The organism is Streptomyces sp. NPDC003016 (genome assembly GCF_053591455.1).
Map to the genome: position 1 here is coordinate 151,118 of NZ_JBSFTV010000012.1, position 22,971 is coordinate 174,088.

A 22,971-nucleotide genomic window follows, 5' to 3' on the forward strand; every position below is an offset into this window, starting at 1 on the left:
TTTAGGATGCACTCCATGGAACAGCGACTTTTGGGCAGGACCGGCCGGAACGTCTCCGTCGTCGGGCTCGGTACGTGGCAGCTCGGCGCCGACTGGGGCGCCGTACGGGAAGAGGACGCCCTCGGCGTCCTGGACGCGGCGGTCGAGGAGGGAGTGACGTTCTTCGACACGGCCGATGTGTACGGGGACGGGCGCAGCGAGCAGCTGATCGGGCGCTACCTGCGGGAGCGGCCGGACGCCGGTGTGTTCGTCGCCACCAAGATGGGCCGCCGCGCCGAACAGCTGCCCGAGAACTACGTGCTGGACAACTTCCGCGCCTGGACCGACCGGTCGCGCGAGAACCTCGGCGTGGACACCCTGGACCTGGTGCAGCTGCACTGTCCCCCGTCCTCGGTCCACTCCTCCGGCGCGGTCTTCGACGCGCTGGACACCCTGGTGGCCGAGCAGCGGGTCGCCGCCTACGGCGTGAGCGTCGAGACGTGCGCCGAGGCCCTCGCCGCGATCACGCACCCGGGTACGGCGAGCGTGCAGATCATCCTCAACCCGTTCCGCCTCAAGCCGCTCGAAGAGGTACTTCCGGCCGCCGCCGAGGCCGGCGTGGGCATCATCGCCAGGGTGCCCCTCGCCTCGGGCCTGCTGTCGGGGAAGTACACCGAGGAGACCGTCTTCGCCGGTGACGACCACCGGACCTACAACCGGCACGGTGAGGCGTTCGACCAGGGCGAGACGTTCTCCGGCGTCGACTTCAAGGCCGGTGTCGGGGCCGCCGCCGCATTCGCCGCTCTCGCCCCGCACGGGGCGACGCCCGCGCAGACGGCCCTGCGGTGGATCATCCAGCAGCCCGGTGTGAGCAGTGTGATCCCGGGCGCGCGTTCGGCCGAGCAGTCCCGCGCGAACGCGGCGGCCGCGGCGCTGCCGGCGCTGCCGGAGGCCACTCTCGGCTCCGTACGGAAGCTGTACGACGAGCGCATCCGCGCGCAGGTGCACCACCGCTGGTAGGCGCCCCGCGTCCACCGGACACGACGGGGCCCGGCGCGCTGTGCGCGCCGGGCCCCGTCGTCAAGTGGTCGGTACGGGCAGGCTACTCGGCCGGTGGCCGCGGCAGCGTCAGCGCGTCCGTCGCCGGCAGCGTGCCGGTGCGCGCCACGTCGGCGTACCAGCGGGCACTCGCCTTCGGGGTGCGCCGACCGGTCGGGTAGTCGACGTAGACGGCGCCGAAGCGCTTGCTGTATCCGTAGCCCCACTCGAAGTTGTCGAGCAGGGACCACAGGAAGTAGCCGCGGACGTCCACGCCCGCCTGGATCGCCCGGTGCACCGCGGTGAGGTGGCCGTGCAGGTAGGCGACCCGGTCGGGGTCGATCACCTCGCCCTGCGGGTTGACGTAGTCGTCGAACGCCGCGCCGTTCTCCGTGATCATGAGGGGCAGGTCCGGGAAGTCCTCCTTGAGCCGGAGCAGGAGGTCGTACATGCCGCTGGGGTCCACGGCCCAGCCCATCGCCGTGGTGGAGCCCGGGGGCAGGTGGAAGTTCACGTTGTCGGCGCCCGGCCACGGACTGTGCGCGCTGTTGCCGTGGCCGTCGGAGCCGTGGCCGGCCGTGCCGTCGGCGGCGGAGACCAGAGTGGGCGTGTAGTAGTTGACGCCCAGGAAGTCGAGCGGCTGGTGGATCTCGCCCGTGTCGCCGTCCTGCACGAAGGACCAGTCGGTGAGGTGGGCCGTGTCGCTCAGCAGGTCGGCCGGGTACTCGCCGCCGAGCACGGGGCCGGTGAAGATCCGGTTGGCCAGCGCGTCGATACGGCGGGCCGCGTCCACGTCCTGCGCGCTCTCGGTGAGCGGCCGCACGTGGTGGACGTTGAGGGTGGTGGAGATCCGCGCGTCGCCGGGCAGGGCGGCGCGCAGTGCCTGCACGGCCTTGCCGTGGGCCAGGTTGAGGTGGTGGGCGGCGCGCAGGGCGGCGACGGGTTCGGTGCGGCCCGGTGCGTGGACGCCGGAGGCGTAGCCGAGGAAGGCGCTGCACCAGGGCTCGTTGAGGGTCGTCCAGGTCCGTACCCGGTCGCCCAGGGCGTCGGCGGCCAGGGCGGCGTACTCGGCGAAGCGTTCGGCGGTGGCGCGCTCCGGCCAGCCGCCCATGTTCTCCAGTTCCTGCGGCAGGTCCCAGTGGTAGAGGGTGGCGACGGGCTTGATGCCCTTCTCCAGCAGTTCGTCGGTCAGCCTGCGGTAGAAGTCCAGCCCCTTCTGCACGGCGGGGCCGCGGCCGGTGGGCTGGATGCGGGGCCAGGCCAGGGAGAAGCGGTAGGCGCCCACACCGAGGTCGGCCATGATGGCGACGTCCTCCTGCCACCGGTGGTAGTGGTCGGTGGCGATGTCCCCGGTGTCGCCGTTGCGGACCTTGCCCGGGGTGCGGGAGTAGGTGTCCCAGATGGACGGGGTGCGCCCGTCCTCCGTCGCCGCTCCTTCGATCTGGTAGGCGGCGGTCGCCGTGCCCCAGAGGAATCCCGGGGGGAAGGTGCGGGTGTCGGAGGCCTGGGGAGCGGGCTCGTTGTGTCGGATCGCGGTGGCCACGTGGGTCCTTCCGGGAAGAGGATGTTCGAGTGCGTGCGATGTCGTACGGACGTGAGACGTCGTACGGAGGAGAACGAGGAGGAGGGAGGTGCGGGGGCCGCTTGCTCAGCCCTTGACCGCGCCCTGCATGATGCCGCCGACGATCTGGCGGCCGAAGACGATGAACATCGCCAGCAGTGGCAGTGTGCCGAGGAGCGCGCCCGCCATGATGACCGACTGGTCCTTGACGTATCCGGCGCTGAGCTGGGTCAGCGCGACGGGCACCGTCGGGTTCTCCATGTTGAGCGCGACGAACGGCCAGAAGAAGTCGTTCCACGCGTGCACGAACGTGATCATGAAGAGGACGGACATCGCCGGGCGGGCGACCGGCAGCACGATGCTCCAGAAGATGCGCAGCGAGTGGGCGCCGTCCACCCGGCCGGCCTCGACCAGTTCGTCGGGCAGCGCCTCCATGAGGTACTGCCGCATGAAGAACACGCCGACCGCGCTGATCAGGGTGGGGAAGATGACCGAGGGCAGTTTCTGGCCCCAGCCCAGGTCGCTCATCATCATGAACAGCGGCACCACGCTGAGCTGCGGGGGGACCATCATCGTGCTGATGACGAGCATCAGCAGGAGGTTGCGGCCCTTGAAGCGCAGTTTGGCGAAGGCGAACCCGGCCAGGGTGGCGAACAGCACCGTGGCGGTCGCGATGGAGCCGGCCACGATCAGGCTGTTGACCAGCGCCTTGCCCATCGCGGCGTCGTCCCACGCCTTGGCCAGGTTGGAGAAGAGGTTCGGGCCGGGGAGGAACGGCGGCGGGGTCTGCGCGACACGGGTGTTGTCCGTCGAGGCCGCCACCATCGTGAAGTACAGCGGGAACAGCGAGGTGAGCGCGGCGATCCCGAGCAGGATGTACGCCAGGGGACCGGCGTGGTGCTGGCGCCCGGCCCCGGTGCGCAGCATCCGGCGGCGGCTGCGGCCGCCGGGTGCCGTGGTGGTCGCACGCGGGGCGAGCCCGTCCGGCCGGGCCTGGAGGCTGTCGGTGGTCATGGGCTGGCTCCTGGTCAGGATGAGCGGGACGACGTGAGGCGCTGGAAGAGACGCTGCAGCAGGAAGATGAGGATGACGATGAGGAACATCGCCCACGCGACGGTGGCGGCCCGCCCCATCTGGTAGTTCTTCCAGCCGGCCTCGTACAGCAGCAGGCCCATCGTCTGGTACTGGTTGTCGGTGCCGCCGCTGATGCCGTTGGGTCCCTGGCCGAAGATCAGCGGCTCACCGAAGATCTGGGTGGCTCCGATGGTCGACAGCACGATCGTGAAGACGATGGTGGAGCGGATGCCGGGGATGGTGACCTGGCGGAACTGCTGCCAGCGCGAGGCGCCGTCGATCGCCGCGGCCTCGTAGCGGTCGCGCGGGATGGCCTGCATGGCGGCCAGGTACAGCAGCGCGTTGTAGCCGGTCCAGCGCCAGATGACGATCGTCGAGATGGCGAACTGGGCGGGCCACTTGGAGTCCTCCCAGTCGATGCCGTCGAAGCCGAACAGCTCGATGAACCAGTTGATCATGCCGAAGTCGCGCTCGAACAGCATGGTGAACACGAGCGCCGCCGCGCCCACCGAGGTGGCGTACGGCGCGAGTGCGGCGACCCGGAAGAAGGTCGAGCCGCGCAGCTTGTAGTTGAGCAGGTGCGCCAGGCCCAGCGCCATCATGAGCTGCGGCACCGTGGAGATGACGCCGATGGTGAAGGTGTTGGCGAAGGCGTTCCAGAACTGGTCGTCCCGGACCAGCTCGGTGTAGTTGCCGAACCCCTTCCACTCCATGACGTCCAGGGTGGCGAGCTCCACCTTGTGGAGCGAGATCCAGAACGTGTAGAGCAGGGGGTAGAGGCTGAACGCCGCGAAGATGAGGAAGAACGGCGCCACGAAGCTGTACGGGGCGCCCTTCAGATCCAGGCGGTGCAGGAGGTTGCGCCGGCCCTGCCGAGGACGACCCCCTTCACCGCTGGCCTTGTTCTTCTTCGTACCACCGGCCGGAGCCGGCCGGGCTCCTTCGGCGTGGGGGGCGGAGGTGGGGGTGGCCACCGGAGGCCTCCTTCCTTGAGGGTGGGCAGAAGCGGTCCCCGGCGGCCGGGACGGCCGGTGCGGCACATCCGCGGTCGCCGGGGACATCAGGACAGGAGGTCAGCCGACGGCCTTCTTGATGCGCTCGTCGGTGGTGTCCCACGCCTTGCCGGGCTCGGTGCCCTTGTCGACGAGCTGGAGGCCCTGCGAGAAGATGTCCTTGATCGCGCCGTCCTTACGGCCGAGGACCTGCTCGTCGGGGATGTCCTGCGCGGCGGCGCCGAAGATCTGGCCGGTGGGCGCGTCACTGAAGTACTCGTGCTTGGCACCGGTGACTTCGGGCTTGCTCAGCGCCTCCTCGGAGGAGGGGAAGTTGCCGAGCTTCTCGAAGATGTACGCCTGCTGCTCGGGCGCGGTGAGCCAGGCGACCAGCTTCTTGGCCTCCTCCTTCACCGGGCTGTTCTCCATGACGCCGAGGAAGGTGCCGCCCCAGTTGGCGCCCTTCGGAGCCTTGGCGATGTCCCACTTGCCCTTGTTCGCGGGGCCGGCCTTCTCGCTGATGTGGGCGAGCATCCACGCCGGGCACACGGTGGAGGCGAAGCTGCTGTTGGACAGACCGGGGTCCCAGCCCTTCTGGAACTGCGGCAGCTTGGCGCTCAGGCCCGCCTGACCGGCCTCGACGGCCAGGTCCCAGGCTTCCTTGACGACGGGGCTGTCCTGGTAGACCAGGTCGCCGTCCTTGTTGTAGAACTGCTCGCTGTTGCCGTAGATGCTGGCGTTGAACAGGCCGGAGGAGGCGTCCATGAAGGACACCTTCTTGTTCTTGTTGCCCGCCTTGAACTGCTTGCCGACATCGACGTACTTGGCCCAGTCGCCTTCCCACAGCTTGGCGACCTCCTCGCGGTCGGTCGGCAGGCCGGCCTGCTCGAACAGGTCCTTGCGGTAGCAGACCGCCATCGGGCCGATGTCCGTGCCCAGGCCGATGACCTTCTTGTCCGGCGTGGTGACCTGGCTGAGCTTCCACGGCAGGAAGTGGTCCACGCCCTCGACCTTGGACATGTCGGTGAACTTGTCGGCCTGGGTGTCGACGAGTTCCTTGGCGCGGGCGATCTCTATGCCCTGGATGTCCTTCAGGCCACTGCCGGCGGCGAGGCGGGTCTGCAGCGCGGTGTAGTACGTCTGCTCGTCACCCGCGACCTCGGCCTTGACCGTGACGTTGGGGTTCTCCTTCATGTAGCGATCGAGGAGATCGGTCTCCTTGATCCCCATGACGCCGAACAGCCCCATGGTGATGGTGACCTTGCCGTCCTTGACACCGCCGCCGGTGCCACCGCTGTCACTGCCGCTGCATCCGACGACCATGCCGAGTGCGGCCACAGTCGAAACGGCCGACACAACCTTTGTACGCAACAGCCTGCGAGCCCTGCTCATTTAGCCCTCCCAGTGGCGGCACCGACGCCCCGGAGTTCAAGCCCCCCGGCCGGTCCGCTCTGCGGCTTCGATGTTGGAGTGGGTACGATCCCACTTGTTGGTGGGAACGTGCCCACCAAGGTGCACGAAGACTGACCGGCGGGCGTCGGGTCTGTCAAGAACTTGAATCCACTTCGTTGCACACCGATGACGCAGACAATCCGCTCGGGCCCGCGAAGCTCGGTTACCGTCTGGCACAATGCGCTGGTGAACGGCGCTCGGACGCCGTTCCACAAGGAGGAAGCCATGGGGGGAAGGCGACGCCCGACCATCAAAACCGTGGCCGCGAGAGCCGGCGTGGGACGTACGACCGTCTCACGCGTCATCAACGGTTCGACGCTCGTCAGCGAAGAGGCGCGGGCCGCCGTCCTGGCCGCGATCGACGAACTCAACTACGTTCCGAACTCCGTTGCCCGCGGCCTCGTCACCAGCAGGACCAACTCCATCGCGCTCGTGATCCCGGAGTCCGAGAGCCGCCTGGGGTCGGAGCCCTACTTCTCGGCCGTCATCCGCGGCGTCAGTACCGGCCTGGCCGACACCAGGACCCAGCTCCAGCTCATGCTCGTACGGGACAAGGGCGAGCGGGACCGGCTGACCGACTCGGTCGCCGAACGGCGCGTGGACGGCGTGCTGCTGGTGTCGGTGCACGAGCAGGATCCGCTGCCCGGCCTGCTGGAGGACATGGGCCTGCCGACCGTCCTCGCCGGCCGGCGCTCCCCCACCGAGTCCCTCAGCCACGTGCACTGCGACAACCTCGGCGGTGCGACGGCCGCGGTCCGGCACCTGCTGGGGCGCGGCCGGAAGACGATCGCCACGATCGCCGGGCCGCTGGACATGGACGTGGGCCGTACCCGGCTGCAGGGATGGCGGGACGCGCTGGACGAAGCAGGCTGTGACGCCGGCCGACGGCTGGTCGCCTCGGCCGACTTCACCGAGGCCGGAGGCGAACAGGCAATGCGTTCACTTCTTGAAGTGGCGCCTGACCTGGATGCCGTCTTCGTGGCCTCCGACGTCATGGCCGCCGGCGCGATGATGGAACTGCGCAGGCAGGGACGGCGTGTTCCGCACGACGTGGCCGTGATCGGCTTCGACGACTCGTTCTTCGCCCGCCACACGGACCCTCCCCTGACGAGCGTGCGCCAGCCCATAGAGGAGATCGGCACGATGATCGCCCGCATCCTGCTCCAGGAGATCGCCGACCCCGAAGCACCTCGGCAGCACATCCTGCTCCCCACGGAACTCATCGTCCGCGACTCCTCGTGAGAAGGCCGGCCCGCGACGGGGCCGTTCCCCGGAGCGGCGGCCGGCACCGAAAGACGTAACGCTGCGCACCCGCTCCCCCACCCTCGGGCATACCCGTTGATCAGAGGTGTGAGACGGATCTGAGGAGGAAGGCGACCAGGACGCTCGCGCCACCAGCGCCCCGTGAGGGAACGCTGCGCACCGGGCGCGAAGCGGAACGAGCCGGCCAAGGAGAGCAAGTGAGCGCACGCAAGAACATATTCGTGATCGGCCTGGACGAGGCCAATCTGCCGACCCTGCGTGCCGTGCCCGACGCACAGCAGTACGAGTTCCACCCTCTGCTCACCATCGAGGAGCTCCAGCACGGCGAGGTGTCGGTGGCGGAGCTGTTCGAGAAGGCGCAGAAGGTGCTCGACGCCTTCGACGGCAGCATCGACGCGATCGTCGGCTACTGGGACTTCCCCGTGAGTACGCTCGTGCCGATGCTCGCCGAGCGCTACGGCACGCGCAGCACCAGCCTGGAGTCCGTCGTCAAGTGCGAGCACAAGTACTGGAGCCGGCTGGAACAGCAGAAGGTCGTCGACGAGCATCCGCGTTTCGGCCGGGTGGACCTGGAGACGGACGATCCGCGTCCGCCCGAGGGCGTGCGCTTCCCCATGTGGCTCAAGCCCGCCCTGTCGTACTCGTCGGAACTCGCCTTCGGCGTCAAGGACCAGGAGGAGTTCCTCGAAGCGGTCGAGGCGATCCGCAAGGGCGTCGCCCGGGTGGGCCGGCCCTTCGAGTACATCCTCGACCGGCTCGACCTGCCCGAGGAGATGGCCGGTGTCGGCGGCCAGGTCTGCCTGGCCGAGGAGGCCCTCTCCGGGATCCAGGTAGCGGTGGAGGGGTACGTCCACGACGGCGAGGTCACCGTCTACGGCGTCCTTGACTCCATCAACTACCCGGACTCCTCCAGCTTCCTGCGTCACCAGTACCCCTCGGCCCTGCCCGAGCCGGTGGTGCGCCGGCTGCACGACGTGTCCGAGCGGGTGATGCGGCAGATCGGCATGGACTCGGCGACCTTCAGCATCGAGTTCTTCTACGACCCGCGGACCGACGCGATCAACCTGCTGGAGATCAACCCCCGGCACTCGCAGTCGCACGCGGAGCTGTTCGAGTACGTCGACGGCGCCCCGAACCACCACTGCATGCTCAGTCTCGCCCTGGGCAAGGACCCGTCCCTTCCGCACCGGGCCGGCCCGTACAAGGTGGCCGCCAAGTGGTACTACCGGTGGTTCGCCGACGGCGCGGCCCGCCAGGTGCCCACCCCCGAGGACCTCGAGCGGATCGAGAGCGAGATCCCGGGCGTGCGGGTCGACGTGGTGCCCGAGGAGGGGCAGCGCCTGTCGGAGACTCCGCACCAGGACAGCTACAGCTACGAACTGGCCCACATCTTCACGGGTGGGAACAGCGAAGAGGAACTGCGGGAGAAGTACGACCGCTGCGTGGCGGCCCTGGGCCTGGCCTTCGACGAGACCGCACCGGGCGGCCGCGACCAGAAGAACGTCTGAGCACCCGAGGGACCCGAGGGAAAGGAGCGCCCCGCCGTATGCGTTTCGTGAGCAACCTGCCGTACGCGACGAAGGAAGAAGAACACGTCCTCGTCCCCCTGTCCGACGGCACCCGCCTGTCGGCGCACGTCTGGCGTCCGGTCTCCTCGGACGAGGAGCCGGTGCCCGCGGTACTGGAGTACATCCCCTACCGCAAACGCGACCTGACCGCGGTCCGCGACTCGGTCAACCACCCGTACATCGCGGGCCACGGCTACGCCTGCGTGCGCGTGGACCTGCGGGGCACCGGCGACTCCGAGGGGGTGCTGGCCGACGAGTACCTGGAGCAGGAGCAGGCCGACGCCGAGGAGGTCCTCGCCTGGCTGGCCGAACAGCCCTGGTGCGACGGCGCCACCGGCATGATGGGCATCTCGTGGGGTGCTTTCGCCGCCCTCCAGACCGCGGCCCGGCAGCCACCGAGCCTGCGCGCCGTCGTCATCGCGTCCTTCACGGACGACCGGTACGCCGACGACATGCACTACATGGGCGGCGCGATGCTGTCGGACAACCTCGCCGAGGCGGGGACGATGTTCGCGTACGCAACCTGCCCGCCGGACCCCGCGGTGGTCGGCGACCGCTGGCGTGACATGTGGCACGAGCGGATGGAGCACACCCGCCCGTGGGTCCTGGAGTGGCTGCGCCACCAGCGCCGCGACGACTACTGGCGGCACGCCTCGGTGTGCGAGGACTACGCGGCCGTACGCTGCCCCGTCCTCGCGTCCAGCGGGTGGGCCGACGGCTACTCCAACGCGGTGACGCGGCTGCTGGGGAATCTGGACGTACCGCGCAAGGGTCTGATCGGACCGTGGTCCCACAAGTTCCCGCACCTGGGCGAGCCCGGCCCGGCCATCGGCTACCTCCAAGAGGTCGTGCGCTGGTGGGACCACTGGCTCAAGGGCGTCGACAACGGCGTCATGGACGGTCCCATGCTCCAGGCGTGGATGCAGGACAGCGTGCCGCCCTCGACGTCGTACGAGGAGCGGCCCGGCCGGTGGGTCGGCGAGCCGGACTGGCCCTCGCCGCACATCGGGCCGGTCACCCATCCGCTGCTGCGTCACCGCATCGTCAGGCCGGGGGAGGCGGTACCGGCGAAGGACGGCGGCGAGGACGGCGGCGAGGACCCGATGACCGTGCAGTCACCGCTGTCCGTGGGGCAGTTCGCGGGCAAGTGGGCTTCGTACAACGCCCCGCCGGACCTGCCGTACGACCAGCGCGAGGAGGACGGCGGCTCGCTGGTCTTCGACACGGAGCCGCTGGACGAGCCGGTCGAGATCCTCGGCTCCCCGACCGTCGAACTCGACCTCTCCGTCAGCGAACCGGTGGCCACCGTCGCCGCCCGTCTCTCCGACGTCGCACCCGACGGCCGTGCCACCCGCGTCACGTACGGCGTGCTCAACCTGACCCACCGCGACGGCACGGGCGAGCCCGAACCGCTGGAGCCCGGCCGGCGCTACCGCGCCACCGTCCAGCTCAACGGCGTGGCCCAGGTCTTCCCGCCCGGCCACCGCATCCGGCTCTCCCTGTCCACGTCGTACTGGCCGCTGGCCTGGCCGCCGCCCAGGCCCGTCCTGCTGAGCGTCCACGAGCGGTCCAGCACCCTGACGCTGCCGGTGCGTCCGGCCGACGAGCCGGACGAACTGCCGCAGCGCCCCTTCGGCGAGCCCGAGGGCGCCCCGCCCCTCACCACCACCCGGCTGTCGCCTCCCGAGCAGCGCTGGGAGGTCAAGCGCGACCTGATCGGGTACGACTCCGCGCTGGAGATCGTGAAGGACCGGGGCACCGTGCGCATCGACGGGATCGGGCTCGACGTCGGTTGTCGCGCGTACGAGCGCTACACCGCCACGGCCGACGACTTCACCTCCGTCGGCGGGGAATCGGCCTGGACCATGCGGTTCCGGCGGGACGACTGGGACGTACGCGTGGAGACCCGCACCGCACTGCGGTGCAGCGAGACGGAGTTCTTCGTCGACGCGACTCTCGACGGGTACGAAGGGGAGCGGCGGGTCTTCTCCCGCACCTGGAACGAGACGCTGCCACGGGACTGTCTGTAAACAGGCCCCCCTCGGGACGATCTGCGGCGACACGCAGCGCGGAGAGTAGTGGATCCACTACGCTGCGCCGCGACGCATGGTGGACCGTACATCCGAGGGGACCCTGAGTGAACCGCATTCGCACCGTACTCGCCGCGCTCGGCATCACCGCCGCGACGGTGCTCGCACCCGCCGCGAGCGCCGCGCCGCAGCAGCAGCACGAGGACCGGCCGGCCGCCGGCGCGCCCCGGAACGAGCCGTGCACCGGCTCGTTCCGGGGCGACGCACGGCTCGGGCCCGAGTGGCTTCCGCGCAAGCACGAGAAGCCGGTGGGTCCGCTGCTGAAGGGCTACCAGCGGACCGGGAAGCTGTCGTCGGAGGACTTCCTGAAGGAGTACTGGCAGGGTCCCGCCGACTCGGGTGGCTGGAAGTATCCGCCCAACGACGGGTTCGGGGAGGTCAACGGCGAGGTGGACAAGGAGCCGACGAGACTCCGCGACGGCCAGCGCCTGGACCGTTTCGGTTCGGAGTACGGCTCCTACCTGGCGCCCGCCGGCGACCCGTACGCCAAGCGCGCGCTGCCCCCGCAGAACCTGAACACCCGTGAACCGTCGGTGCCGTGCGACTACCGCGTCTACGAAGTCGCCAAGCCCTTCTGGGTGTGGCAGGGCAGCATCGCGCCGTGGTTCGAGCAGCCGGGCGGCGGACAGCAGATCAAGCTCGACCAGGTGTTCCTGGATCCGGGCGAGGGACAGCGGCTGAACGTGAAGTGGCTGCTGGAGCACGGCTACCTCGAGCCGGCCGGCGCGTAGCCTCGTCCTCATGGATCGCCACGAACTGCGGGCCGCGCTGAGCGCGGCGGGAGTGCCCGACGACTGCTTCCGCATCGAAGGCGTCCACGAACCGGTCCCCACGCCCCCCGACTTCCTGTATCTGAGGAAGGTCCAGGGCGGCGGCGGGGCGTGGGAGACCGGTGCGTACGAGCGTGGTGTCCACGAGCCCGTCAGCCTCCACGGGAGCGAGGCCGAGGCCTGCGCGCAGCTGCTGCGCCTGCTCACCCGATTCTCGTAACCCTCCCGGTTCCGGTCACTCCCATTGCACCGTCAGCGTGGCGGACGCCCCGGACTTCAGGAACACGTACGCCGTGGTGGCGGGCGCGGACGCCAGGCGCAGGCGCACCTGGGTCGTCCCCGTGTCGTTGACCGTCGTGAAGTCGGCCGAGGTCTGCGTGCCGGAGGTGAACCGGCCGATTTCCGCCACCTCGGACGCCGACGCGGCGGCGCTCCAGTCGTCGGCGGCCGTCGCGCAGCCCGCGCCGAAGCAGCCGGACCTGACGTCGAGGACCATACGGTTTCCGGACGCCCAGGGATCACCGCCGCCGCTGCCGTACGCCACGGTCAGGAAGGCGCGCTTCACGGACGCCCCGTCCGGTACGGACGAGGTGTCGAACGAGAGCAGCGCGCGGTTGTGCAGCCCGTCCGCGCCCCGGCCCACGGCCACGCCGTAGGTGCCTTCCAGGGTCCCGGCCGCCGGTCCGGCGCCGGTGGCCGACGCCTTCACGTATCCGTCGTCGGCGGCCCGGCTCGGCAGCACCGCCGTTTTCGTGCCGCCTCCGGGAGGCGGCGGGGTTCCGCTGCCGTCGAGGCCCCAGAACTGTCCGATGCGGTACGCGGCGCACAGGTTGACGTCGAGGATGTAGGCGCCCGCGACGCCGCACTGCTCCGCGCCGGTCCCGGGGTCGACGGGCTGGCCGTGGCCCATGCCGGTGATCGAGTAGGTCTCCACGACCGGCCGCCCCGCGCTGTCGCGGTACACGGCGTGCGGGTGGCCGGCCACGGTGTCCGAGGTGTCGGGCGTGGTGTCCGCGCCGTGGACATGGGTCCACTGCTCGACGGTCTCCGTCATGTTGGCGGGTACGACCGTCGTGTCGCGCGTCCCCTGCCAGACGGAGACGGCCGGCCAGGGGCCCGCGTAACCGGGGTACGCGGCACGGACCTTGTCGCCCCAGGCGGCGGGCGAGAGGTCGGTTCCGGGGCTCATGCAGCCGTAGGCGGCCGCGACGGAGGTCGCGCAGGCGTACGGCAGGCCGGCCACGGGGGCTCCGGAGGCGAAGACGTCGGGGTACGCGGCCAGCATGACGTTGGTCATGGCCGCGCCCGCGGACAGGCCGGTGGCGTGGACGCGGGAGGGGTCACTGCCCAGGTCCGACTTCATCCGGTCGGTCATCTGCTTGACCGACAGCGCCTCGCCCGAGCCGCGTCCGATGTCCGCGGACTCGAACCAGTTGAAGCAGGAGTTGAGGTTGTTGCCGGACTGCTGCTGGGGCAGCAGGAGCGCGAAGCCCCAGCGGTCGGCCCAGGTCGTCCAGCCGGTCTCCGTGTCGAACGCGGCGGCCGACTGGGTGCAGCCGTGCAGGGCCACGACGAGGGGGCGTCCGGTCGGCAGGCCGTCCGGAACGTACCGGAACATGCGCAGGTTGCCGGGGTTCGTCCCGAAGCCGGTGACCTCGGTGAGCGACGCGGCCCGGGCGGCGGGCGCGAAAGCCGTCCAGCCGGTGCCGAGCAGCGTGGCCAGCAGCGCCAGCAGGACCGCGACGGCGGGGAGTCTCTTCTTCGCACGAGAGGGGTGTACATCCATGGCGGCTCGCTCCTTCAAAAGGCCCCCGTCCGGAGAGGGAATGTAGGGCCGGCCGTACGCCGCGCGGGAGGGGGCGGCGCCACCTTCACCCGTCGTGCGCGATGTGGTCCGGACACGTTGCCGTCCGCCGCACCGTCCGTCGCGAAGTGGCCCCGGCAGCGATGCTTTTCAGTCGAAGCGGCCTGACCGAAGAATGAACCACCTGAGCATAAGCCCAGCTCAGAGGGTCGTTTTCCGTTGTACCACCGACGCTTGTCCACATGATGGACACCTCCTCATATGACATGCGCACCGCCGCCGAGCTGCCCGAACGACCATTCGGTCACCGCCCTCCGGTCACCCACGGCCGGAATGGGGCGATCGGTGTGCGTTCACCGTGCGCATCAGCAACACTCCACAGCGCAACAACCCCGTAACTGAACCGAAACCAGAGGAGAAACACCCATGCGTCACATCCGGAACACGCTCGGCGCCGTCGGCGCGGCGGCCGTCCTGACGCTCACCGGCGCCGTCACCACGGGCACGGCGCACGCACAGCCGGCCGAGGCGACCGGTCTCTACGCACCGTCCGCCCTCGTGCTCACCATGGGTTCGGGGGAGGAAGCCTCCACGGCGACCGTCGGACGAGCCGTGACGCTGAGCTGCGCCCCCCGCCCCGGCGGCACCCACCCGTCCCCCGAGACCGCCTGTGAGGAACTGCGCGCCGTGCACGGCGAGTTCTCCGGGCTGGTCGACACGTCGCCGCAGCGGATCTGCACGCGTGAATGGGACCCGGTCGTCATCACCGCCCAGGGCGTGTGGCAGGGCAAGCCGGTCTTCTGGTCGGCCACCTTCGGCAACGCATGCGAGATGAAGGGCGGCCTGACGGAGAACGCGCTGTTCGCCTTCTGACCGACCCCGCGCACGGAAAAGCCCCGGCTGGTCGGGGGAAACCAGCCGGGGCGGCAAGGGTGCGGGCGCGGAGGGCGGTCGCCTCTCGGCGCGTGGCTCCATGGGGCTTCAGCCGGACGATCTTCCCCACGGGCCGGAGGTGAGGCCCGGGGACACTGTCCCCTCCGTACCCACATGTGGTTGAACGGCCAACCACAGGTGGGTGTTCCGCTCCGCTCCCGGGTTCCGGCGTGATGTGCGCCACTGACCGGCGCGGTCCGGCTCCGGGCAGGTCAGGCCGCGGGGCGTCGGCGTCGCCACCACGGAGTCGGCACCCTGCCCGTCATGGACGGATGCGGTGGGGCGCCCCACCGCCGTCTCCACGGGGCCGTTGTACGAACTGCGAACACAGTCGCCTTGTCGCCGTCCGGCGTCGCCCGGGCCCCTTCGGCCCCTCGGCCCCTCGGCCCCTCGGTCCCTCCGGGTCAGGGTCGCGGCGGGGCGAGGTGGGGGAAGCGGAGTTCGGTGCGGCTGTGCGCCGTCTCGCCGGGACGCAGCACGGTGGTGGGGTGGCCGGGACGGTGGGGCGCAGCGGGGAGGTGCTGGGTCTCCGGGGCAGGGGCACCTCGGCCCGTACTCCTGTGACCGGGTCGAGGGACCGGATGCCGACCGTGGTGTCCGGGTTCCCGGGGGCGGTGCCGAACGGTGCGCGGTGCGCGGTGGGGCGGGGCATCGGAGATCCTTGTGACGAGCGGGCGAACGAACGGACGAGTGAGCGGGTGGACGGCCGGGGCGGGCTTCTCGGCCACCCCTCACGTTCCGGTCCGCCGGGGCGCGGTCGATTCGCGGACGACGAGGCGGTAGCCGGGGCGGGCCCGCCGTGGTGCGGGCACCGGTTTTCCCGAGAGCCGTTCCACGAGACTGTCGACGGCGAGCCGGGCGATGGCCTCCTTGTCCGGCGAGATCGTGGTGAGCGTGGTGGTTCCGTACCGGCCCTCCTCGATGTCGTCGAAGCCGACGACGGCGACGTCGGCCGGGATGCTCAGCCCGCGCTCGGTGAGCGTGCGCATCGCCCCGACGGCGATCAGGTCGTTGTACGCGAAAACCGCGTCGGGGCGTTCCTCGCGGTCGAGGAGGGCCGCCATGGCCGCGGCCCCGTCCTCGCGGCCGTAGCCGTCGGTGACCACCACGAGTGCCTCGTCGGGCGTGATACCCGCGACGGCGAGCTCCTCGCGCCAGCCGCGCAGCCGCAGGTGGGCCGGCTGGCGTTCGCGGCCGGTGCGCGAGCCGAGGAAGGCGATGCGGCGGTGCCCCTGGTCGAGGAGGTGCCGTACGGCGGTCCTGGCCGCCGCCACGTTGTCGATCGCGATGTGGTCGTACGGGGCTTCGTACTCGCGCTCGCCCAGCAGGACCAGCGGCGCGGTCTCCTCACGCGCCATCAGGTCCTCGGTCTCCAGGTGGATGGGGCTGAGGATCAGGCCGTCGATCACATGGGACCGGAAGCCCTGGCTGACCAGGAGTTCCTTCTCCCGCAGTCCGGCGGTGTGGTCGACGAGGACGGTGTAGTCGTGCCGGGCGGCCGCGTCGACGACCGCGCCGGCCAGTTCCGCGAAGTACGGGTTGCCGAACTCGGGGACGGCGAGGGCGATGATGCCGGTGCGGCCCTTGCGCAGGTGGCGTGCGGTGAGGTTGGGACGGTAGCCGAGTTCGTCGATGGCCTGCTGCACCTTGGCCCGCATTTTGGGGGTGACGTGCTGGTAGTTGTTGACCACGTTCGACACGGTCTTGATGGACACGCCCGCCCGTTGCGCAACGTCCTTGAGGCTGACGCCCACGGTTCTCCTTGACTCGGCCTGGCCGGGCGTACCGGCTCCGGCGCTTCAGGTGGTTCAGGTGGTTCAGGTGGTCGGATGATTCAGGTGGTTCTGCGGCTGCGTGCCAGGTAGCGCTGCGCCACGACGACAACGATAAGGAAGCCTCCGCTGACCACCGACTGGTACGAGGAGTTCAGCGAGCCGATCTGGTTGATCAGGTTCTGGATGACAGCCAGCAGCAGGACACCCCAGAGGGTGCCGCTGACCGATCCGGCGCCGCCGACGAGGAGGGTGCCCCCGATGACGACGGCGGAGATGGCGTCCAGCTCCATGCCCACGCCGACGATGGTGACGCCGGAGGACAGCCTGGCGGCGCTGAGCGCACCGGCCAGTCCGGCCAGCAGCCCGCTCAGCGTGTAGACGAGGATTTTCGTACGGACGACCGGCAGCCCCATCAGGGTGGCCGCGTCGCCGCTGCCGCCGACGGCGAAGAGCGTCTGCCCGAACGAGGTGCGCTGCAGGAGCAGTCCCCCGGCCCCGAACAGCGCCAGGGCGATCAGGACGGGATGGCCGAAGCCCCAGACGCCGCCCTGCCCGAGCTCGGCGAAGGCGGAGTCCTTCGGGACCAGGTACGTCGTCGCTCCCTCGTCGGTGAAGGCGAGGAGGATGCCGCGCGCGGCCAGCAGGGTGGCGAGGGTGACGATGAAGGGCGCCATCCCGGCGCGGGCGACGAGCAACCCGTTGAGCAGGCCGAACGCGCCGCACACCCCCAGGGGCACCAGCAGCGCGGGGAAGAAGCCCCACGGGGACGCCCAGGCGGCGAGGACGCCGCCGAGCGCGAACACGGAGCCGACCGACAGGTCGATGCCGCCCGTGATGATGACCAGGGTCATGCCGAGGGCGACCACGGCGAGGAACGACGCCTGCACGGTCATGCCGCGGGCGTTGTCCAGGGTGGCGAACGTCGGGTAGACGAACGAGGCGATGAGCACGACGGTCAGCAGCACCGCGAGAACGCCCTGGCGCTGCACGAGCTGCACGAGCTGCGCGACGCGCTGCCTGGCGGCCGGTTCGGCGGCGCGCGCCGGGCCCGGGGCGCCGGCCGGGGCGGGCGCCTTCACCGGCGTGCGCACCGGAGAGCCGGGTGCGGGGGTGGTTTCGTTCATCGGGACCGACGCTCCCGGGCGATGTAGACGGCGGCGATGATGATGGCCGCCTGGGCGATCTGTGCGGTGGAGTCGGGCAGGTCGTGCTTGACGAGGGTGGCGCGCAGCAGCTGCATCAGCAGGGCCCCGGCGACCGTGCCCAGCACCCGGACGGAGCCGCCGCCGAGCGGGGTGCCGCCCACGACGACCGCGGTGATGGCGGAGAGTTCCATGAGGGTGCCGAGCGAGGAGGGGTCGCTCGCGGTGAGCCGGGCCGTGGCGAGGATGCCGGCCAGTGCGGCCAGTACTCCGCAGAGCACGTACACGCCGATCAGTACGCGCCTGACGGGCAGCCCGGCGAGCGCGGCGGCGGGGCGGTTGCCTCCGATGGCGACGACCTGGCGTCCGAAGGTGGTGCGCCGGACCAGGAAGGCGACGGCGGCGGCGAGCACCCCGGCGATGAGGACGACCAGGGGCACGCCGAGGAGGGCGCCGGTTCCCAGGGCGAGCAGGTCGGGGTTGACGATCTGCTTGAGCTGTCCGTCGGCCATCACCAGGGCGAGCCCCCGGCCGCCGACGAACAGCGCGAGGGTGGCGACGATGGGTTGCAGCCCGACCAGCGAGACCAGGGTGCCGTTGACGGCTCCGACGGCCGCGCCGGCGAGGAGGGACACGACGAGCGCCGGGACGAGCCCGTACCCGAGGTAGAGCGGCAGGAACGCGGCGGCGAGCGCCATGGTCGAGCCGACCGACAGGTCGATGCCCTCGGTGCCGATGACCAGGGCCATGCCCAGCGCCACGATGACGACGGGGGCGACCTGCACGAGCTGGGTGCGCAGGTGGCCGGCGGTCATGAAGTGCTCGGTGAACAGCGCGTTGAAGAGCAGCAGCACGGCTACGGCCACGTACACGCCGTACCCCTGGTACCAGGCGGGGTCGCGCAGCCGCGCCAGGGGGCGTGCGGGCGGGGAGAGGGCGGCCTGGGCGGTCATCGCGGGTCCTCCTGAGCGGCCGGGCCGGGGTCCGGGGCCTGGGCGGCCTTCCCACCGGGCACCGGTGAGTGGTCGGCGAGCACTTCGAGGAGCCGGCTCTCGCCGACGTCCTCGCCCGCCAGTTCGCCCGCGACGGTGCCGCCGCGCAGGACGACGATCCGGTCGGCGCCCTCGACGAGTTCCTCGATGTCGGAGGAGACGAGCAGGACGGCCAGGCCCTCGCGGGCGAGGTCGTCGATCAGGCTCCGGACCTCGGCCTTGGCGCCGACGTCGATGCCGCGGGTCGGCTCGTCCAGCAGGAGGACCTTGGGTTCCAGGCAGAGCCAGCGGGCCAGCAGGACCTTCTGCTGGTTGCCGCCGGAGAGTTCGCCGACCTTCTGTTCGGGGCTCGACGCCTTGATCCGCAGCCGCTTCATGAAGATGTCGACGACGCGGTCCTGCCGGGTGCGGGAGACCACGCCGGCGCGGGAGAGGCGGGGCATGGCGGCCAGCACGATGTTCTCGCGCACGGACAGACCGGGGACGATGCCTTCGGCCTTGCGGTCCTCGGGCAGCAGGCTGATGCCCGCACGGACGGCGCCCGCCGAGGTGAGGCGGCGCAGCGTACGGCCGCCGACGGCGATCTCTCCCGAGTCCAGGCGCGACGCCCCGGCCAGTGCCTTCGCCGTCTCGCTGCGGCCGGAGCCGAGGAGGCCGCCGAGACCGAGCACTTCACCGCCGTACAACGACAGGGACACGTCGTGGAGCCGGTGGCGGCTGGAGAGGCCGGTGGCGGTGAGCACGGGGGTGCGGGACGCCTCGTGCCCCCCGGCGGCGAAGCCGGTCAGGCCGGTCCGGCCGGCCTCCGCCAGGTCGCGGCCGAGCATCATGGAGACGAGCTGCATCCGGTCGAGGTCCGCGAGGTCGCCGGTGTGGATGTGCCGGCCGTCGCGGAGCACGGTGACGCGGTCGCAGATCCGGTAGAGCTCGTCCATGCGGTGGCTGACGTAGAGGACGGCGACGCCCCGGCCCCGCAGGTTCCCGATGACCCGGAAGAGGGTCTCCACCTCACGCGGTTCGAGTGAGGAGGTGGGCTCGTCCATGATGACGACCTGCGCGTCGACCGAGACGGCGCGGGCCAGGGCGACCATCTGCTGGGTGCCGATGCCCAGGGTGTGCAGGGGCCTTCGGGGATCGACGCGTACGCCGAAGCCGTCGAGCAGCTCCGCCGTCTCCCGGTGCATCCGGGCGAAGTCGACGAGGCCGACGCGGTTCCTGGGTTCACGGCCCAGGAAGATGTTGCGCGCCACGCTCATCAGCGGGACGAGGTTCACCTCCTGGTGGATGGTGGAGATGCCGGCCTGCCTGGCCTCGGACGGCCGGGCGAACCGCACGGGCCGGCCGGTCATCCGCAGCTCGCCCCCGTCGGGCCGGTACACGCCGGTCAGCACCTTGATGAGGGTGGATTTTCCGGCGCCGTTCTCACCCACCAGCGCGTGGGTCTCCCCCGCGCGCAGGGAGAAGGTGACGTCGTCGAGGGCGACGACGCCCGGGAACCGCTTGCTCACCGCGCGGGCTTCGAGGACGGCGGCAGCGGCGGGCGGGGCGGCGGCCTCCGGTGGCTGGTGGGGTACGGGTACTGCTTCGGGTGGTGCCATGGGTCTGACGGCCTTCCGACTGGTCCGGGGGGCGGGCCCGGAGACCGCCGTGGCGGGTGGGAGCGCCACGGCGGCGGGCCGCAGGAGTCAGTGCGCTCAGTAGGCTCCGCCGAGCGATGCCTTGGCGTTGGTCTCGTCGTACGCGCGGTCGGTGATGATGACGTTCTCCGGGATCTCCTCGCCGGCGTAGAACTTCTCGGCGGTGTCGAAGGCCAGCGGGCCGAAGCGCGGGTTCGACTCGATGACGGCGTTGTACTCGCCGTCGGCCAGGGCCTGGACGGCGTTGCGGGTGCCGTCGACAGAGACGATCTTGACGTCCTTGCCGGGCTTCTTGCCGGCCGCCTTCAGCGCGGTGACGGCGCCGAGGCCCATCTCGTCGTTCTCGGCGTAGACGGCGGTGATGTCGGGCTTGGACTGGATGAGCTGCTCCATGACCTGCTGGCCCTTGTCGCGGGCGAACTCACCGGTCTGCTGGGCCACTATCTCCAGGCCGGGGGCCTCGGCCTCGACCCGGTCGACGAAGCCCTTCGTGCGGTCGGTGGTGACGTTGTTGCCCGACGAGCCGAGCAGGATGGCGACCTTGCCCTTGCCGCCGGTCGCCTTGATCATCGCGTCGGCGGCGCGCTTGCCCTGCTCCACGAAGTCGGAGCCGAGGAAGGCCACGTAGTCCTTGCACGGGGTGGAGTCGACCTTGCGGTCGATGGTGAGGACGGGGACCTTCTTCGCCGCGGCCGCCTTGAGCGCGGGCTCCAGGCCGTCGGAGTTCAGCGGGGCGACGATGAGGAACTGGGCGCCCTGGGACAGCATGTCCTGGATGTCGCTGATCTGCTTGGAGAGCTGCGACTGCGCGTTGGTCGTGAGCAGTTTCCTGACGCCGACCTTGGCGGCCTCGTCCTTGATGGACTGGGTCTCGGCGATACGGAACGGATTGGCTTCCTTCTCCGACTGGGAGAAGCCGACCACCGCGTTCTCCAGGTCCAGCTCGGGTCCGCCGTACGTCTTCAGTGAGCAGCCGGGGCCGGAGGACCCCTCGGGGGTCCTGGCCTCCTGGGCGCCCTGGCCGCTGCCACCGCCCGCGGTGGCCGGGGTCTCCGACTTGGAGCAGCCGGAGGCGGCCGGCATGGCGGTGACGGCGAGCAGGCAGGCGACGGCGAGGTGACGGCGGGATCGGCGCTGGGTGATCATGCGCGGGCGCTCCTTGGCGGGATGACGGCACTCCGGTCGGCGTGCGGTCGGGGCATGGCTGGGCGACGCATCGGCCGCGTTCACGACTGATGCCGGTGCATTCCTTGCATTCCTCACGACCCCGCTTCGAGCTGCGCAGACTGCGGTCGTGAGGGCCTGCGCGGCCTGTCGACGGCTCGATTTACAACGTTATATAGGCGGCTCGGCGCGGGCGGCAAGAGAGTTGTCGGTGCGTTTCCAAAATGTGTCGCGCCGCCGCGCGGCGCCGGGCCGGCCGACCCCTCACCGCCCGGTCGGCACCAGGCGCCGCGCACCCCCTGGACGGTCGGTGGGCGGCGTGCTGCCATACCGCCGGACTTCAACTTCCCCACGGTGCAGGGCAGTTGTTCCCCGCACGTCTCCCATCGCACAGAAGAGACGCACCGATGCCCCGTGCGCGCCTGCCCGGCCGCCGGCCGTGGTGGAGACGCCCGACCCTGGCGAGCGCACCGCCAGCTGTCGTGGTGACCACGCTGGTGGGGGTGGTCACGGCGCCCGCCGCCGCCGCGCCCCGGCCTTCGAAACCCGCCCCCATGCCCACGCCCTGGACCGACCGGGTACCCGTGGACAGTCCGCTGCCCGAGTACCCGCGCCCCCGGCTCACCCGCCCCGACCGGGCCCACCTCAACGGCATCCGGAACTCCGCGGTGACCGGCCGCGATGCCGGACAGCCCTCCGCCTTCCCCGACCGGATCCGGGTCCCGTTCGTCGCGCAGTCCGCGCTCTCCGGCATTCAGCGCAGGATCGCGGAGAACGACAAGCCCTGGTACAAGCACGCGTTCACGGTTCCGCCGGGCTGGAACGGCCGCCGCGTCGCGCTCAACTTCGGTGCCTCCGACTGGCAGACCACCGTCTGGGGCAACGGCACGCAGGCCGGCGCCCACGCGGGCGGTTACGACGCGTTCGCGTACGACATCACCCCGCAGTTCAACGGCGGCACGAACACCGTCGTGGTCTCCGCCTACGGTCCGAGCCGGACCGGCGGCCAGGCCGTCGGCAAGCAGCGCGTCAACGACGTGGAGCCCCACCCCGGCGGCGGCATCTTCCACACCCCCGCCTCCGGCATCCGGCAGACCGTCCGGCTGGAGCCGGTCGCCGCCTCGCACACCACCCGCCTGGACATGACGCCGCATCTGGGCAGCAGGACCCTGCGGGCGAAGGTCCACGCCGCCGTCTCAGCCGGCCGCAGTGCCCGGGTCACGGTCTCCAGCGGAGGCAGTGGCGTCGGTACGGCGACGGGAGCGGCCGGCGCCGAACTGCCGGTCCCCGTACCGAACCCGCGCCTGTGGAGTCCCGGCGACCCGCCGCTGTACGACGTACGCGCCGGACTGCTCGGCGGTTCCGCGGTCGTGGACTCCGCCGGCAGCTGCACGGGGATGCGGTCGATCGCCGCGGCCAAGGCCGGCAGCATCCTGCGTCCGGTCCTCAAGAACGGCGCCACCTGGTGTGCGGTGCCGGGTACGGGCGGAGTACGGCTGTCCAGCACCGGCTTTCCCGGAAGCCACCTGCGCCACATCGACCGGAGGTGTGCCTGGCCACCCCTGGCGGGGCCGCGCTCGGGACAACCCGGCCACCTTCACGGAGGACACCACGTGGGCCGTGGAGGCGCCCTGGGTCCCCTCCCCTGACCCGTATCCGGCTTGACCGTCGGGGCCTGGACATGGGCCGGGGCCGCATGCCGCCGGACTCAGGCGTCACCCATGACCAGGCCCTCGA

Annotated in this window: 17 protein-coding genes and 2 pseudogenes; 8 read left to right on the forward strand and 11 right to left on the reverse strand. The window is 70.8% G+C overall.

What is annotated here, in order from left to right:
• Positions 1-15 precede the first annotated feature (15 nt).
• Complete coding sequence (locus tag ACWDZ4_RS13180; protein ID WP_451508482.1) at positions 16-999, forward strand: aldo/keto reductase; 984 nt, start codon at positions 16-18, stop codon at positions 997-999.
• Between the two features lie 82 nt (positions 1,000-1,081).
• On the opposite strand, the gene ACWDZ4_RS13185 is transcribed toward ACWDZ4_RS13180, so the two are convergent.
• From ACWDZ4_RS13185 to ACWDZ4_RS13200, 4 genes are all read right to left on the reverse strand, one after another.
• Positions 1,082-2,560, reverse strand: a complete 1,479-nt coding sequence (locus ACWDZ4_RS13185) for a GH1 family beta-glucosidase (RefSeq protein WP_451508483.1) — start codon at positions 2,558-2,560, stop codon at positions 1,082-1,084.
• A gap of 105 nt (positions 2,561-2,665) precedes the next feature.
• A complete protein-coding gene (locus ACWDZ4_RS13190; RefSeq protein WP_451508484.1) occupies positions 2,666-3,592 on the reverse strand; it encodes a carbohydrate ABC transporter permease in 927 nt (308 codons plus the stop codon).
• Positions 3,593-3,606: 14 nt separating this feature from the next.
• Positions 3,607-4,626, reverse strand: a complete 1,020-nt coding sequence (locus ACWDZ4_RS13195; RefSeq protein ID WP_451508485.1) for a carbohydrate ABC transporter permease — start codon at positions 4,624-4,626, stop codon at positions 3,607-3,609.
• Between the two features lie 99 nt (positions 4,627-4,725).
• Positions 4,726-6,036 (reverse strand): ABC transporter substrate-binding protein, encoded by a 1,311-nt coding sequence (locus tag ACWDZ4_RS13200; RefSeq protein ID WP_451508486.1) that lies wholly within the window; start codon positions 6,034-6,036, stop codon positions 4,726-4,728.
• Positions 6,037-6,321: 285 nt separating this feature from the next.
• On the opposite strand from ACWDZ4_RS13200, the gene ACWDZ4_RS13205 reads away from it, so the two are divergent.
• The 5 genes from ACWDZ4_RS13205 to ACWDZ4_RS13225 all read left to right on the forward strand — a co-directional run bounded on the left by ACWDZ4_RS13205 (position 6,322) and on the right by ACWDZ4_RS13225 (position 12,007).
• Positions 6,322-7,338 (forward strand): LacI family DNA-binding transcriptional regulator, encoded by a 1,017-nt coding sequence (locus tag ACWDZ4_RS13205; protein WP_451508487.1) that lies wholly within the window; start codon positions 6,322-6,324, stop codon positions 7,336-7,338.
• Between the two features lie 218 nt (positions 7,339-7,556).
• Positions 7,557-8,867 carry an ATP-grasp domain-containing protein gene (locus ACWDZ4_RS13210; RefSeq protein WP_451508488.1) on the forward strand — a complete coding sequence of 437 codons (1,311 nt, stop codon included), beginning with the start codon at positions 7,557-7,559 and terminating at the stop codon, positions 8,865-8,867.
• A 38-nt stretch (positions 8,868-8,905) separates the two neighbouring features.
• The gene (locus tag ACWDZ4_RS13215; protein WP_451508489.1) at positions 8,906-10,957 is read left to right on the forward strand and encodes a CocE/NonD family hydrolase; all 2,052 of its coding nucleotides are present in this window, start codon (positions 8,906-8,908) and stop codon (positions 10,955-10,957) included.
• Between the two features lie 107 nt (positions 10,958-11,064).
• Positions 11,065-11,748: a TNT domain-containing protein gene (locus ACWDZ4_RS13220; RefSeq protein ID WP_451508490.1), complete on the forward strand. Its 684-nt coding sequence runs from the start codon at positions 11,065-11,067 to the stop codon at positions 11,746-11,748.
• Between the two features lie 10 nt (positions 11,749-11,758).
• Positions 11,759-12,007: a hypothetical protein gene (locus ACWDZ4_RS13225; RefSeq protein ID WP_451508491.1), complete on the forward strand. Its 249-nt coding sequence runs from the start codon at positions 11,759-11,761 to the stop codon at positions 12,005-12,007.
• Between the two features lie 15 nt (positions 12,008-12,022).
• Here the strand turns inward: ACWDZ4_RS13225 and ACWDZ4_RS13230 are convergent, their stop codons facing one another.
• Entirely contained in the window at positions 12,023-13,573 is a 1,551-nt protein-coding gene (locus ACWDZ4_RS13230; protein ID WP_451508492.1) for an extracellular catalytic domain type 1 short-chain-length polyhydroxyalkanoate depolymerase, read from the reverse strand.
• Between the two features lie 444 nt (positions 13,574-14,017).
• On the opposite strand from ACWDZ4_RS13230, the gene ACWDZ4_RS13235 reads away from it, so the two are divergent.
• Positions 14,018-14,464, forward strand: a complete 447-nt coding sequence (locus tag ACWDZ4_RS13235) for a subtilase-type protease inhibitor (protein ID WP_451508493.1) — start codon at positions 14,018-14,020, stop codon at positions 14,462-14,464.
• A gap of 464 nt (positions 14,465-14,928) precedes the next feature.
• Here the strand turns inward: ACWDZ4_RS13235 and ACWDZ4_RS13240 are convergent.
• The 6 genes and pseudogenes from ACWDZ4_RS13240 to ACWDZ4_RS13265 form a co-directional block, all read right to left on the reverse strand.
• A pseudogene (locus ACWDZ4_RS13240) lies at positions 14,929-15,060 on the reverse strand (galactose-1-epimerase); the annotation flags it as partial.
• A gap of 195 nt (positions 15,061-15,255) precedes the next feature.
• Complete coding sequence (locus ACWDZ4_RS13245; RefSeq protein WP_451508494.1) at positions 15,256-16,278, reverse strand: LacI family DNA-binding transcriptional regulator; 1,023 nt, start codon at positions 16,276-16,278, stop codon at positions 15,256-15,258.
• An 80-nt stretch (positions 16,279-16,358) separates the two neighbouring features.
• Entirely contained in the window at positions 16,359-17,423 is a 1,065-nt protein-coding gene (locus ACWDZ4_RS13250) for an ABC transporter permease (RefSeq protein ID WP_451508495.1), read from the reverse strand.
• Positions 17,420-18,394, reverse strand: a complete 975-nt coding sequence (locus tag ACWDZ4_RS13255; protein ID WP_451508496.1) for an ABC transporter permease — start codon at positions 18,392-18,394, stop codon at positions 17,420-17,422. Before ACWDZ4_RS13255 ends, ACWDZ4_RS13250 begins: the two co-directional genes overlap by 4 nt.
• Positions 18,391-20,031 carry a sugar ABC transporter ATP-binding protein gene (locus ACWDZ4_RS13260; RefSeq protein WP_451508497.1) on the reverse strand — a complete coding sequence of 547 codons (1,641 nt, stop codon included), beginning with the start codon at positions 20,029-20,031 and terminating at the stop codon, positions 18,391-18,393. Before ACWDZ4_RS13260 ends, ACWDZ4_RS13255 begins: the two co-directional genes overlap by 4 nt.
• A gap of 96 nt (positions 20,032-20,127) precedes the next feature.
• The gene (locus tag ACWDZ4_RS13265) at positions 20,128-21,216 is read right to left on the reverse strand and encodes an ABC transporter substrate-binding protein (RefSeq protein ID WP_451508498.1); all 1,089 of its coding nucleotides are present in this window, start codon (positions 21,214-21,216) and stop codon (positions 20,128-20,130) included.
• Positions 21,217-21,641: 425 nt separating this feature from the next.
• Here ACWDZ4_RS13265 and ACWDZ4_RS13270 point away from each other — a divergent pair.
• A pseudogene (locus ACWDZ4_RS13270) lies at positions 21,642-22,682 on the forward strand (sugar-binding domain-containing protein); the annotation flags it as partial.
• Between the last annotated feature and the right edge of the window lie 289 nt (positions 22,683-22,971).

Coding starts and splice junctions, on each gene's coding strand:
- ACWDZ4_RS13265 (WP_451508498.1), bottom strand. CDS start 21,216: ATGATCACCCAGCGCCGATCCCGCCGTCACCTCGCCGTCGCCTGCCTG.
- ACWDZ4_RS13225 (WP_451508491.1), top strand. CDS start 11,759: ATGGATCGCCACGAACTGCGGGCCGCGCTGAGCGCGGCGGGAGTGCCC.
- ACWDZ4_RS13180 (WP_451508482.1), top strand. CDS start 16: ATGGAACAGCGACTTTTGGGCAGGACCGGCCGGAACGTCTCCGTCGTC.
- ACWDZ4_RS13215 (WP_451508489.1), top strand. CDS start 8,906: ATGCGTTTCGTGAGCAACCTGCCGTACGCGACGAAGGAAGAAGAACAC.
- ACWDZ4_RS13235 (WP_451508493.1), top strand. CDS start 14,018: ATGCGTCACATCCGGAACACGCTCGGCGCCGTCGGCGCGGCGGCCGTC.
- ACWDZ4_RS13260 (WP_451508497.1), bottom strand. CDS start 20,031: ATGGCACCACCCGAAGCAGTACCCGTACCCCACCAGCCACCGGAGGCC.
- ACWDZ4_RS13250 (WP_451508495.1), bottom strand. CDS start 17,423: ATGAACGAAACCACCCCCGCACCCGGCTCTCCGGTGCGCACGCCGGTG.
- ACWDZ4_RS13205 (WP_451508487.1), top strand. CDS start 6,322: ATGGGGGGAAGGCGACGCCCGACCATCAAAACCGTGGCCGCGAGAGCC.
- ACWDZ4_RS13190 (WP_451508484.1), bottom strand. CDS start 3,592: ATGACCACCGACAGCCTCCAGGCCCGGCCGGACGGGCTCGCCCCGCGT.
- ACWDZ4_RS13255 (WP_451508496.1), bottom strand. CDS start 18,394: ATGACCGCCCAGGCCGCCCTCTCCCCGCCCGCACGCCCCCTGGCGCGG.
- ACWDZ4_RS13230 (WP_451508492.1), bottom strand. CDS start 13,573: ATGGATGTACACCCCTCTCGTGCGAAGAAGAGACTCCCCGCCGTCGCG.
- ACWDZ4_RS13200 (WP_451508486.1), bottom strand. CDS start 6,036: ATGAGCAGGGCTCGCAGGCTGTTGCGTACAAAGGTTGTGTCGGCCGTT.